The sequence below is a fragment of the Streptomyces sp. NRRL F-5755 genome (assembly GCF_001279365.1).
In the GTDB taxonomy this organism is placed as follows: domain Bacteria; phylum Actinomycetota; class Actinomycetes; order Streptomycetales; family Streptomycetaceae; genus Streptomyces; species Streptomyces rimosus.
In genome coordinates this window covers 1-12,864 of sequence record NZ_LGCW01000137.1, presented here as the reverse complement: position 1 = coordinate 12,864, position 12,864 = coordinate 1, and the positions used below count along the sequence as shown (strand labels likewise).

The window sequence follows — 12,864 nt, the reverse complement described above, 5'->3', positions numbered from 1 at the left end:
ACGTACGTCAGACTGGTCTCCGGCGACCCAGCCGACGAAGAAGGCCAGCAGGGCGTAAGCCAGCAACAGCAGGAGGCGGTTTCCGGTGAAGATCCGGGTGGAGCGCGATGTACTCGCGGAGGCAGTGGCCTGGGCGGCCAAGAGCCTCCCGGCCCGTCCGCCGGTGCCCGTCCTCGCGGGCCTGCTGCTGAAGGCGGAGGAGGGCAGCCTGAGCCTCTCCGGCTTCGACTACGAGGTCTCCGCGCGCGTGTCCGTGGAAGCGGAGACGGAGGAAGAGGGGACCGTCCTGGTCTCCGGCCGCCTGCTGGCCGACATCTGCCGCGCGCTCCCCAACCGCCCGGTGGAGATTTCCACCGACGGTGTACGGGTCACCGTCGTCTGCGGCTCCTCGCGCTTCACCCTCCACACGCTTCCTGTGGAGGAGTACCCGGCCCTGCCGCAGATGCCGACCGCCACCGGCACCGTGCCCGGTGAGGTCTTCGCCGCTGCCGCCGCCCAGGTCGCCATCGCCGCCGGCCGTGACGACACCCTCCCGGTGCTCACCGGTGTGCGCATCGAGATCGAGGGCGACACCGTCACCCTGGCCTCCACCGACCGCTACCGCTTCGCCGTGCGCGAGTTCCTGTGGAAGCCGGAGAGCCCGGACGCCTCCGCGGTGGCGCTGGTGCCCGCCAAGACGCTGCTGGACACCGCCAAGTCCCTCAGCAGCGGCGACAGCGTCACCCTGGCGCTGTCCGGCTCGGGCGCCGGTGAGGGCCTGATCGGTTTCGAGGGCGCGGGCCGCCGTACGACCACGCGGCTGCTGGAGGGCGACCTCCCCAAGTACCGCACGCTCTTCCCCACCGAGTTCAACTCGGTCGCCGTGATCGAGACCGCCCCGTTCGTCGAGGCCGTCAAGCGTGTGGCGCTGGTCGCCGAGCGGAACACCCCGGTGCGCCTGAGCTTCGAGCAGGGTGTGCTGGTCCTGGAGGCCGGCTCCAGCGACGACGCACAGGCTGTGGAGCGGGTGGACGCGGACCTGGAGGGCGACGACATTTCCATCGCCTTCAACCCGGGCTTCCTCCTGGAGGGCCTGTCGGCGATCGACTCCCCGGTGGCCCAGCTGTCCTTCACGACCTCCACGAAGCCGGCGCTGCTGAGCGGCCGCCCGGCCAAGGACGCCGAGGCGGACGACGCGTACAAGTACCTGATCATGCCGGTGCGTCTGTCCGGCTGATCCCCACAGGCTGTGGACGGCTGCCCGCGGTTCCCGCCGCCGGCAGTCTCCCGGAAGCTTCCCGCCCCTGGCGCGCGCCGTCGGCTCGTGTCGGGGGCGGAGCTGTTTGCCGTACGTACCGGACCGGCGCGTGGGCACTCGTACGGGCGAGCAGGCCGGTACGAGTGGTTACGGGGCGCGACGGAGCAGCTGGTGCGTCTGTCAGGCCCGGGCGCTACAGCCGGGCCCGGGCAGGCATGCCTGAGACGTTTCCGCCGCGATCAGATGCCGTCGGCAGTCGGCTCCCGCGCCGCCCCGTAATCCGGGAAGAACGCGGCCAGCAACGAAAACCCGCACGTCCCGGGCCCGGCGCGGGTCACGCGCCGCTGGTTGTCCACAGCTGTGGGGGCCGCGCCGCCGCGTCGTGGCTTCGCGCGTAAACTCGACGCGTAGGTCGGGGATGTGCCGTAACGCAACGTAAGGGGTACTGATGGAGCTCGGTCTCGTCGGTCTCGGCAAGATGGGCGGCAACATGCGCGAGCGCATCCGCCGCGCAGGCCACACCGTCATCGGATACGACCGCAATCCGGACCTGGCTGACGTCCACAGCCTCAAGGAGCTGGTGGACGGTCTCAAGGGGCCGCGTGTGGTGTGGGTCATGGTGCCCGCCGGCGCCGCCACCCAGTCCACCATCGACGAGCTGGGCGAGCTGCTGTCCCCCGGCGATGTGGTGGTCGACGGCGGCAACTCCCGCTGGACCGACGACGAGAAGCACGCCGAGGAGCTGCGCGCCAAGGGCATCGGCTTCGTCGACTGCGGCGTCTCGGGCGGCGTCTGGGGTCTGGAGAACGGCTACGCGCTGATGTACGGCGGCTCCTCGGAGGACGTCGCCAAGGTGCAGCCGATCTTCGACGCGCTCAAGCCGGAGGGCGAGTACGGCTCGGTGCACGCCGGCAAGGTCGGCGCGGGCCACTTCGCGAAGATGGTCCACAACGGCATCGAGTACGCCATGATGCAGGCTTACGCCGAGGGCTGGGAGCTGCTGGAGGCGGTCGACTCGGTCACCGATGTGCGCGAGGTCTTCCGCTCCTGGCAGCAGGGCACGGTCATCCGTTCCTGGCTGCTGGACCTGGCGGTCAACGCGCTGGACGACGACGAGCACCTGGAGAAGCTGCGGGGCTACGCCGCCGACTCCGGCGAGGGCCGCTGGACCGTCGAGGCCGCGATCGACAACGCCGTACCGCTGCCCGCGATCACGGCGTCGCTCTTCGCGCGCTTCGCCTCGCGCCAGGAGGACTCGCCGCAGATGAAGATGATCGCGGCGCTGCGGAACCAGTTCGGCGGCCACGCGGTCGAAAACGTGAAGAAGTAAGAACCAAACAGTCCGGTAGAGAAGTCCGGTAGCCGGGGGAGGTCGGCGCGCCACATGCATGTATCGCATCTCTCGCTGGCCGACTTCCGCTCGTACGCCCGGGTCGAGGTCCCGCTCGACCCGGGCGTCACCGCGTTCGTGGGCCCCAACGGGCAGGGGAAGACCAACCTCGTCGAGGCGGTGGGCTATCTGGCCACCCTCGGCAGCCACCGGGTCTCCTCGGACGCCCCGCTGGTGCGCATGGGCGCCGAGCGGGCCATCGTGCGGGCCGCGGTCGTCCAGGGCGAGCGGCAGCAGCTGGTGGAGCTGGAGCTGAACCCCGGCAAGGCCAACCGGGCCCGTATCAATAGATCGTCGCAGGTCAAACCGCGTGACGTGCTGGGGATCGTACGGACGGTGCTGTTCGCGCCGGAGGACTTGGCGCTGGTCAAGGGCGATCCGGGGGAGCGCCGCCGCTTCCTGGACGAGCTGATCACCGCCCGCTCGCCGCGGATGGCGGGTGTGCGCTCGGACTACGACCGGGTGCTCAAGCAGCGCAACACGCTCCTGAAGAGCGCGGCGCTGGCCAGACGGCACGGCGGTCGGCAGATGGACCTGTCGACGCTCGACGTGTGGGACCAGCACCTGGCGCGGGTCGGAGCTGAGCTGCTGGCGCAGCGGCTCGACCTGATCGCCACGCTCCAGCCGCTGGCCGACAAGGCGTACGAGCAGCTGGCGCCGGGCGGCGGCCCGCTGTCGATGGAGTACCGCGGCTCGGCGGGCGAGGGTCTGGGTGGCGCCTCGACGCGCGAGGAACTGTACGGGCTGCTGGTCGAGTCGCTCGGCGCCGCCCGCAAGAACGAGATCGAGCGCGGGGTGACCCTGGTCGGTCCGCACCGCGACGACCTGCTGCTCAAGCTGGGCCAGCTGCCCGCCAAGGGGTACGCGAGCCACGGCGAGTCCTGGTCGTACGCGCTCGCGCTGCGCCTGGCCTCGTACGACCTGCTGCGCGGTGAGGGCAACGAGCCGGTGCTGGTGCTCGACGACGTGTTCGCGGAGCTGGACAGCCGGCGGCGGGAGCGGCTGGCGGAGCTGGTGGCGCCCGGCGAGCAGGTGCTGGTGACCGCGGCGGTGGACGACGACGTGCCGGGCGTGCTGTCCGGGGCGCGGTTCGCGGTGTCGGAGGGCGTGGCGGAGAAGGTCACGCCGTGAGCGGGCGACGGAGCAGGTGATGAACGGCGAGCATCCGGACCGTCCCTCCGAGGAGCCCTCGGAGCGGCCGCCCGGCGCCGACCAGCCCAAGCCCCCGGAGCTGTCCGGGATCGATCTGGCCCGGCAGGCGCTGGTCGCCGCCAAGGAGCAGGCGCGGGCGCGGGGCGCCGCCGCGCAGCAGAAGAAGCAGGCGCGCCGCGGCGGCCTGCGGTCCGGCGCGCGCGCCGACGGGCGCGATCCGCTGCCGCTGAGTGCGGCGATCAACCGGCTCATCACGGAGCGCGGCTGGGAGACCCCGGCCGCGGTCGGCGGCGTCATGGGGCGCTGGCCGCAGCTGGTCGGCCCGGAGGTGGCGCAGCACTGCGAGCCGCAGCGGTACGACGAGGAGGCGCGCGTGCTGACGGTGCAGTGCGACTCGACGGTGTGGGCGACGCAGCTGCGGCTGCTGGCGCCGCAGCTGGTGGCCCGGCTGAACCAGGATCTGGGCCAGGGCACGGTGAAGCTGATCAAGGTGTTCGGGCCGGGCGGACCGGCGCGGCGGTACGGGCCGCTGCGGGCGCCCGGGAGCAAGGGCCCGGGTGACACGTACGGCTGAGGTGTACGGGTGGGGCGGGTGAGACTCCGCTCACCGTAGCCGGAGGTTGACAGCCCGAAGCGCTGAACGCCCTCTAGAGCGTCCTGGGGGCCCGTCGCAGATATGGGGAGTCGGCCAACGGCACTTCAGGGCGGCACATGACGACTCAGGCGCCCGCAAACCCCCATTAGTGTCGGCGCTACCGGTAGACTGGTAGCAATCCCGCCCACTCGCGGAACATGTCGAACGACGCAGCCGCCCTGCTTCTGATGGAAGGCGGCTCGTGCTGTGCCAGAAAGGGCGCTTCGTGGCCGACTCCGGCGACCTCAACGAGAACAACACGGCTTCTACTGAAGAGGGGGTTCCTGCCGGCGCCAGTGGCGACTCTCCGGAAGAGAAGTCGTACGACGCCAGCGCGATCACCGTCCTTGAGGGCCTGGACGCGGTCCGTAAGCGCCCTGGTATGTACATCGGCTCGACCGGCGAGCGTGGTCTGCACCACCTCGTGTACGAGGTCGTCGACAACTCCGTCGACGAGGCGCTGGCCGGGCACGCGGACACCATCGACGTGACGATCCTGCCGGACGGCGGCGTGCGCGTCGTCGACAACGGCCGCGGCATCCCCGTGGACATCGTGCCGTCGGAGAAGAAGCCGGCCGTCGAGGTCGTGCTGACGGTGCTGCACGCGGGCGGCAAGTTCGGCGGCGGCGGCTACGCGGTCTCCGGTGGTCTGCACGGCGTCGGTGTCTCCGTCGTCAACGCGCTGTCGCAGAAGGTGTCCGTCGAGGTCAAGCGGGACGGTTACCGCTGGACGCAGGACTACAAGCTCGGTGTGCCGACGGCGCCGCTGGCCCGTAACGAGGCCACCGACGAGACCGGCACGACGGTCACGTTCTGGGCCGACGGCGACATCTTCGAGACGACCGAGTACAGCTTCGAGACGCTCTCGCGCCGCTTCCAGGAGATGGCGTTCCTCAACAAGGGCCTGACGATCGCGCTGACCGACGAGCGCGAGGCCCATGTGGACGAGGAGGGCAAGCCGCTCACGGTCAAGTACCACTACGAGGGCGGCATCGTCGACTTCGTGAAGTACCTGAACTCGCGCAAGGGCGAGGTCGTGCACCCCACGGTGATCGACATCGAGGCCGAGGACAAGGAGCGGATGCTCTCGGTCGAGGTGGCGATGCAGTGGAACACCCAGTACACCGAGGGTGTCTACAGCTTCGCCAACACCATCCACACCCACGAGGGCGGCACCCACGAAGAGGGCTTCCGCTCGGCGATGACGGGCCTGATCAACCGTTACGCCCGGGACAAGAAGCTGCTGCGGGAGAAGGACGACAACCTCACGGGTGAGGACATCCGCGAGGGTCTGACGGCGATCATCTCGGTCAAGCTGGGCGAGCCGCAGTTCGAGGGCCAGACCAAGACGAAGCTGGGCAACACCGAGGCCAAGACCTTCGTGCAGAAGGTGGTCCACGAGCACCTGGCGGACTGGCTCGACCGCAACCCGAACGAGGCCGCGGACATCATCCGCAAGGGCCTGCAGGCCGCGACCGCGCGGGTGGCGGCCCGCAAGGCCCGGGACCTGACGCGCCGCAAGGGGCTGCTGGAGACGGCGTCGCTGCCCGGCAAGCTGTCGGACTGCCAGTCCAACGACCCCACCAAGTGCGAGATCTTCATCGTCGAGGGTGACTCCGCCGGCGGCTCGGCCAAGTCCGGCCGCGACCCGCAGTACCAGGCCATCCTGCCGATCCGCGGCAAGATCCTGAACGTGGAGAAGGCGCGGGTCGACAAGATCCTGCACAACAACGAGGTGCAGGCGCTGATCTCGGCCTTCGGTACCGGGGTCCACGAGGACTTCGACATCGAGAAGCTCCGCTACCACAAGATCATTCTGATGGCGGACGCCGATGTCGACGGCCAGCACATCAACACCCTGCTGCTCACCTTCCTCTTCCGCTTCATGCGGCCGCTGGTGGAGGCCGGGCACGTCTACCTGTCCCGCCCGCCGCTCTACAAGATCAAGTGGAGCCGGGACGACCACGAGTACGCCTACTCCGACCGGGAGCGCAACGCCCTGATCGAGCTCGGCAAGCAGAACGGCAAGCGGATCAAGGACGACTCGGTCCAGCGCTTCAAGGGTCTGGGCGAGATGAACGCCGAGGAACTGCGGGTGACGACGATGGACGTCGACAGCCGGGTGCTCGGCCAGGTCTCGCTGGACGACGCGGCGCGCGCCGACGACCTGTTCTCGGTGCTGATGGGTGAGGACGTCGAGGCCCGGCGCTCCTTCATCCAGCGCAACGCCAAGGACGTCCGCTTCCTCGACATCTGAGCCCTGTCGGCCCTCCCCCGCCCGCCGGCGGGGACCGCAGCAGCCGCAGCTCGAAAGGATTTTGAACAGCAATGGCCGACGAGAACCCCCCTGTGACCCCGGACGGCGTGACCGCCGAGGGCGCGGCCCCCGCCATCGAAGGCGTGGGCATGCGTGTCGAGCCCGTCGGGCTCGAGACGGAGATGCAGCGCTCCTACCTCGACTACGCGATGTCCGTCATCGTCTCGCGCGCGCTGCCGGACGTGCGGGACGGCCTCAAGCCGGTGCACCGCCGTGTCCTGTACGCGATGTACGACGGCGGGTACCGCCCCGAGAAGGGCTTCTACAAGTGCGCCCGCGTCGTCGGCGACGTGATGGGTACGTACCACCCGCACGGTGACTCCTCCATCTACGACGCCCTGGTCCGCCTGGCCCAGCCGTGGTCGATGCGGATGCCGCTGGTGGACTCCAACGGCAACTTCGGCTCGCCCGGAAACGACCCGGCCGCGGCCATGCGGTACACCGAGTGCAAGATGAAGCAGCTCTCCATGGAGATGCTGCGGGACATCGACGAGGAGACCGTCGATTTCCAGGACAACTACGACGGCCGCAACCAGGAGCCGACGGTCCTGCCGTCGCGCTTCCCGAACCTGCTGATCAACGGCAGCGCCGGCATCGCGGTCGGCATGGCGACCAACATCCCGCCGCACAACCTGCGCGAGGTCGCCGCCGGTGCCCAGTGGGCGCTGGAGAACCCCGAGGCGTCCAACGAGGAGCTGCTGGACGCCCTCATCGAGCGGATCAAGGGCCCGGACTTTCCGACCGGCGCTCTGGTGGTGGGCCGCAAGGGCATCGAGGACGCGTACCGCACCGGCCGCGGCTCGATCACGATGCGCGCCGTGGTCGAGGTCGAGGAGATCCAGAACCGCCAGTGCCTGGTGGTCACGGAGCTGCCGTACCAGGTCAACCCGGACAACCTCGCGCAGAAGATCGCCGACCTGGTCAAGGACGGCAAGATCGGTGGCGTCGCCGACGTACGGGACGAGACCTCCTCGCGTACGGGCCAGCGGCTGGTGATCGTCCTCAAGCGGGACGCCGTCGCCAAGGTCGTGCTGAACAACCTGTACAAGCACACCGACCTGCAGACGAACTTCGGCGCGAACATGCTCGCGCTGGTGGACGGCGTGCCGCGCACCCTGTCGCTGGACGCGTTCATCCGCAACTGGGTCAACCACCAGGTCGAGGTCATCGTCCGGCGGACCAAGTTCCGGCTGCGCAAGGCCGAGGAGCGGGCCCACATCCTGCGTGGTCTGCTCAAGGCGCTGGACGCGATCGACGAGGTCATCGCGCTGATCCGGCGCAGCGATACGGTCGAGGTGGCGCGCGAGGGCCTGATGGGCCTGCTGAGCATCGACGAGATCCAGGCCAACGCGATCCTGGAGATGCAGCTGCGCCGGCTGGCCGCCCTGGAGCGCCAGAAGATCACCGCCGAGCACGACGAGCTGCAGGCGAAGATCAACGAGTACAACGCGATCCTCGCCTCGCCGGAGAAGCAGCGGCAGATCATCAGCGAGGAGCTGGCGGCGATCGTCGAGAAGTTCGGCGACGACCGGCGCTCGAAGCTGGTGCCCTTCGAGGGCGACATGTCCGTCGAGGACCTGATCGCCGAGGAGGACATCGTCGTCACGATCACCCGTGGCGGCTATGTGAAGCGGACGAAGACCGACGATTACCGGTCGCAGAAGCGCGGCGGCAAGGGCGTACGGGGCACGAAGCTGAAGGAAGACGACATCGTCGACCACTTCTTCGTCTCCACCACCCACCACTGGCTGCTGTTCTTCACCAACAAGGGCCGGGTCTACCGGGCCAAGGCGTACGAGCTGCCGGACGCCGGCCGGGACGCGCGCGGCCAGCACGTCGCCAACCTGCTGGCCTTCCAGCCGGACGAGCAGATCGCGCAGATCCTGGCGATCCGCGACTACGAGGCCATGCCCTACCTGGTGCTCGCCACCAAGGGCGGCCTGGTGAAGAAGACGCCGCTCAAGGACTACGACTCGCCGCGCTCCGGCGGTGTCATCGCGATCAACCTCCGGGAGACGGAGGAGGGCGCGGACGACGAGCTGATCGGCGCCGAGCTGGTCTCCGCCGAGGACGACCTGCTGCTCATCAGCAAGAAGGCGCAGTCGATCCGGTTCACCGCCACGGATGAAGCCCTGCGTCCGATGGGACGTGCCACCTCGGGTGTCAAGGGCATGAGCTTCCGCGAGGGCGATGAACTGCTCTCGATGAATGTGGTGCGGGCCGGTACGTTCGTCTTCACCGCCACCGACGGCGGCTACGCCAAGCGCACCTCGGTGGACGAGTACCGCGTCCAGGGCCGCGGTGGCCTCGGTATCAAGGCCGCCAAGATCGTGGAGGACCGGGGTGAGCTGGTCGGCGCCCTGGTGGTCGAGGCGACCGACGAGATCCTGGCCATCACGCTCAGCGGTGGTGTGATCCGTACGCGGGTCAGCGAGGTCCGGGAGACCGGCCGTGACACCATGGGCGTCCAACTGATCAACCTGGGCAAGCGCGATGCCGTGGTCGGTATCGCCCGTAACGCCGAGGCCGGTCGCGAGGCCGAAGAGGTCGACGGGGACATCGAGCCCGAGTCGGCCGACGAGGCGGCGGGTACCGAGTCCGCGGTGGCCGAGGGCGGCGAGCCTTCGGCGGAGTAACGCGAGGAGTAGGTCGTGAGTGGAGCCACGGGCGCTGCGGCGGGTGGGTCGGGAAAGAAGAAGAATTCCCGGCCGGGACCCGCGACCGTGACGGAGGACAGCGCCCGTGGCTCCGCCACGTCCGGCGGCTCCTCGTCCGAGGACTCCTACCAGGGGGGAACCGTGACCGACACGCGTCAGCCGTATCCACAGAAGCCGCACTCCGGGTCCCAGCCGCAGCCGCCCGCACAGGGGCAGGCGTCCGGGTCCCAGGGCGGCGGAGCGCCGTACCAGCCGCCCCAGGCGTACCGCTCGGGTGCGGGCCAGGGCGCGGGGGCGCAGCAGGGGGTGCGCGTGCCGCGTACGGGCGCGCGTACGACCCCGCGTACGCGCAAGGCACGGCTGCGGGTCGCCAGGGCCGACCCGTGGTCGGTGATGAAGGTCAGCTTCCTGCTGTCCATCGCGCTCGGCATCTGCACGATCGTGGCGGTCGCGGTGCTGTGGATGGTGATGGACGCGATGGGGGTGTTCACCACCGTCGGCGGCACGATCAGCGAGGCGACGGGTTCGGGCGACGGCGGCGGCTTCGACCTCCAGACGTTCCTGTCGCTGCCGCGGGTGCTGCTGTTCACGTCGGTGATCGCGGTGATCGACGTCGTGCTCGCCACGGCGCTGGCCACGCTCGGTTCCTTCATCTACAACATCTCGGCCGGGTTCGTGGGCGGCGTGGAGCTGACCCTCGCCGAGGACGAGTGACGGCCGCGGGTGTTCCGGAGGGGGCCGTGCCGCGGCCCCGTCCGGGGGCGTTCCCCGGGCTCCGGGGACACGATTTTGGGAACGCCTCTGAAGTGCGCTAATCTTTCGGTGCAGCGCGGGGCTATAGCTCAGACGGTTAGAGCGCTTCCCTGATAAGGAAGAGGCCACAGGTTCAAGTCCTGTTAGCCCCACCAGCGCGAAGAGGTCCCACCGGAGACGGTGGGGCCTCTTCGGCTTTCAGGCGCGCATGCGGCTCGGAGCGCTGCGGAACGTTTCGTTCCGGTCGGTGGTGGTGCGGCGCCTCCCGGGTGCGGCCGGCGGGCGCCGCGCACCGGTCCGGCCCTAGGTCACCGAACGGTATCGACCGGTGTGTATCATCGGCCCCCAGAGGTCCCCTACGTCAACGAAAGACGAGGTCGCGCGGTGAAGAAGCTTCTCCTGGTCGCACTGGCCGCCATCGGCGGGCTCCTCGTGTACCGCCAGATCCAGGCGGATCGCGCCGAGCAGGATCTGTGGACGGAGGCGACCGACTCCGTGCCCGCAGGTTCGGGTGTGTGAGACGCAGCAGTTCGTCATCCAACGTACGTACCCCGGCCACCGCGCGACGGTGACCGGGGTCTCGTGCGTCCGGGGGCGGGACGGCGCGCGGCGGGGGGCGTGCGGTGCGGGGAGCGCCGTACGTCACGCGGGGCGCGGCCGTGCCGACGGGTTTGCCATAGCACATAAGTAGCTTGCATAAGCAAATGTGGTGAGGGGTGGCTCGTGGTGAGGGGGCGCACGATCAGGGGCGGGCGTGCCGGAAGGCCGGCACCGGTCCTGATGCCCGGATTGATGCCCGTACTGGTGCCGGCGCTGGTGTCCATATCCGCTGTGCTGTCCGTGCCCGTGCTGACGGGTTCCGCGGCTGCGGCACCGGCGGCAGGTTTACGGGGCGATCCGCCCGCCTACAGGGCAGCGGCCGGCGCCCGGCCCGTACAGGGCACCAAGAGCCCGCCCGGCGCCCCACGGCTCGCCCCTGGGACGTACACCGACTCCCTGGCCCGCGGCGACGAGAAGTTCTACGCCGTGCACCTGGACGCGAAGTCCAGCGCCTACCTCTCGGCGGTGGCCGCGCCCCGGTCCGGCAGCGAGGTCGCGGACCACACCGACAGCCTGAAGGTCAGCATCCGCGACGCCGACGGCAACACCTGTTCCTCCGGGGGCAGTACGGCCTTCCATGGCCGCGGCATGGCGTACCCGATCGCCGACTACGCCACCCGCCGCATCGACGGCCCGCGCACCAACTGCCAACGGGCGGGCACCTACTACTTCGTCGTCAAGCGGACCGGCGTCGGCAAGCCGTCCGCCGAGGGCGCCGGCCGCTGGCCCGTCGAACTCCGCCACCAGCGCGAGCCCGGCCTCACCGGCACCCCGCCCGCCCCGCCCGGCCCCGGCACCTGGTCCACCACGGCCCCCGTACCGCTCACCGGGGGCACGAAGAAGGACACCGAGGGCGGCACCGGCTTCAACGACGCCGCGCCGGTCGGCAAGGGCGTGTGGCAGGACCGCATCAAGCCCGGGGAGACCCGGTTCTACCGGGTGCCGGTGGACTGGGGGCAGCAGCTCAATGTGAGTGTGGAGTTGGGGGCGGCGAAGCTGCTGGGGAGCGGTGGGGAGCCGGGTCCACGTTCGGCGTCGGGCTTGGGCCCCGGGCCGGGTGTGGTGGCCGGATCACGGCTTGTGGCGAGTGCGTTGGGGCTCGGGGTCTACAACCCGGCGCGCGGCCCGGTCAGCGGCACCCGCTTCGTCCCGTACGACGGGAAACCGGCCGCCAACAAGCTCTTCACGGCCCCGGTGGCCTACGGGAACCGCTACAACGCCGCCGCTCCCGTCAGCGCGATGCGCTTTGCGGGCTCGTACTACTTGGCCGTTTCGCTGCACCCGGACGCCGCGAAGTACTTCGAGGACGGAGCGCCGGTCACCTTGCGGGTCGATCCTGTGGGCCGCCCACAATCAGGCCCCGACTACCGGGAGAAGGCCACCGACTTCTCCGTAGCACCTCGGGAACGGGCGGCGGCCGACGACGGCATGTCGGTCCAACAAGCGGGGCAGCACGGGACATTGCGGCTGGTGGGGTACGGCGGGATCAGCACAGGGACGGTGCTGCTGCTGGCGTTGGGAGTGTGGGCGGTGGTGGCGCGCTGGAGAGATGGCCGCACCTGACGGGCAGGGGGCGGATGGATCAGCTGACGGACAAGGCCCAGACGCCGACAGCGATGCACAGCAGCGCTACGACGATTACCGGTACGGCGACCTTCGGCGGCGGTCCGGGCCGGTGCTGCGGCAGGGCCCGGTGCCGGTGGGCCGGAGCACGGCCGACGGGCGGCAGGGGCTGCGGCTGGTCGGGGGTGTAGGGGCGGGTGGGCTGGGAGTTCGGCTGGTGCGGGGAGAGAGGCTGTGGGACCGGTGCCTGGCCGGTGGCGTGTTGCGGGGGGGGGTGTTGCGGCGCGGGCAGGACCGTGGACGGTGGCGCGAGAGGGAAGTCGCCGCTGTCGGACGTGTTCGTCGGGGGCGGTGGTGGCGTCGAGGGGAAGGGCGGTATGGAGGGAAGCGGCGGCGATACGTTGCCGGTCCGCGCCGGGGTGGCCGGAACCGGAGGCGTCTCTTCCGGCGCATCCGTACCCGTGCCCGTACCAGCCCCCGTGCCCGTATCAGCCCCTGTACCTGAAGGCGGGTCTGCATCCGTACCCGAATCCGCCCCTACGCGAGGGTCCGCCCCCGCAC

9 protein-coding genes and 1 tRNA gene are annotated in these 12,864 nt (G+C 70.0%); all 10 read left to right on the top strand.

The features are described from left to right. Positions 1-85: 85 nt before the first annotated feature. The 10 genes from dnaN (at position 86) to ADK86_RS14950 (ending at position 12,303) form a co-directional block, all read left to right on the top strand. Complete coding sequence (gene dnaN, locus ADK86_RS14990) at positions 86-1,216, top strand: DNA polymerase III subunit beta (protein WP_003978862.1); 1,131 nt, start codon at positions 86-88, stop codon at positions 1,214-1,216. Positions 1,217-1,685: 469 nt separating this feature from the next. Then, positions 1,686-2,567 carry a phosphogluconate dehydrogenase (NAD(+)-dependent, decarboxylating) gene (gene gnd, locus ADK86_RS14985; protein ID WP_003978861.1) on the top strand — a complete coding sequence of 294 codons (882 nt, stop codon included), beginning with the start codon at positions 1,686-1,688 and terminating at the stop codon, positions 2,565-2,567. A 54-nt stretch (positions 2,568-2,621) separates the two neighbouring features. After that, positions 2,622-3,758, top strand: a complete 1,137-nt coding sequence (gene recF / locus ADK86_RS14980; RefSeq protein WP_053697043.1) for a DNA replication/repair protein RecF — start codon at positions 2,622-2,624, stop codon at positions 3,756-3,758. Between the two features lie 19 nt (positions 3,759-3,777). Continuing rightward, positions 3,778-4,353, top strand: a complete 576-nt coding sequence (locus tag ADK86_RS14975; RefSeq protein WP_030648294.1) for a DUF721 domain-containing protein — start codon at positions 3,778-3,780, stop codon at positions 4,351-4,353. 262 nt (positions 4,354-4,615) lie between these two features. After that, complete coding sequence (gyrB, locus tag ADK86_RS14970) at positions 4,616-6,670, top strand: DNA topoisomerase (ATP-hydrolyzing) subunit B (protein WP_053697042.1); 2,055 nt, start codon at positions 4,616-4,618, stop codon at positions 6,668-6,670. A 71-nt stretch (positions 6,671-6,741) separates the two neighbouring features. Continuing rightward, complete coding sequence (gene gyrA, locus ADK86_RS14965) at positions 6,742-9,366, top strand: DNA gyrase subunit A (protein WP_030598879.1); 2,625 nt, start codon at positions 6,742-6,744, stop codon at positions 9,364-9,366. 15 nt (positions 9,367-9,381) lie between these two features. Continuing rightward, the gene (locus ADK86_RS14960; RefSeq protein ID WP_078952051.1) at positions 9,382-10,101 is read left to right on the top strand and encodes a DUF3566 domain-containing protein; all 720 of its coding nucleotides are present in this window, start codon (positions 9,382-9,384) and stop codon (positions 10,099-10,101) included. 117 nt (positions 10,102-10,218) lie between these two features. Beyond that, a tRNA-Ile gene (locus ADK86_RS14955) sits at positions 10,219-10,295 on the top strand. Positions 10,296-10,524: 229 nt separating this feature from the next. Then, a complete protein-coding gene (locus tag ADK86_RS40825; RefSeq protein ID WP_003958712.1) occupies positions 10,525-10,659 on the top strand; it encodes a DLW-39 family protein in 135 nt (44 codons plus the stop codon). A 273-nt stretch (positions 10,660-10,932) separates the two neighbouring features. Next, positions 10,933-12,303, top strand: a complete 1,371-nt coding sequence (locus ADK86_RS14950) for a hypothetical protein (protein WP_053697041.1) — start codon at positions 10,933-10,935, stop codon at positions 12,301-12,303. The last annotated feature ends 561 nt before the right edge of the window (positions 12,304-12,864 follow it).

What these genes read in the sequence shown, in the direction of transcription:
- ADK86_RS14950 (WP_053697041.1), top strand. Translation starts at nt 10,933, where the DNA reads ATGCCCGTACTGGTGCCGGCGCTGGTGTCCATATCCGCTGTGCTGTCC.
- ADK86_RS14975 (WP_030648294.1), top strand. Translation starts at nt 3,778, where the DNA reads ATGAACGGCGAGCATCCGGACCGTCCCTCCGAGGAGCCCTCGGAGCGG.
- recF (WP_053697043.1), top strand. Translation starts at nt 2,622, where the DNA reads ATGCATGTATCGCATCTCTCGCTGGCCGACTTCCGCTCGTACGCCCGG.
- gyrA (WP_030598879.1), top strand. Translation starts at nt 6,742, where the DNA reads ATGGCCGACGAGAACCCCCCTGTGACCCCGGACGGCGTGACCGCCGAG.
- gnd (WP_003978861.1), top strand. Translation starts at nt 1,686, where the DNA reads ATGGAGCTCGGTCTCGTCGGTCTCGGCAAGATGGGCGGCAACATGCGC.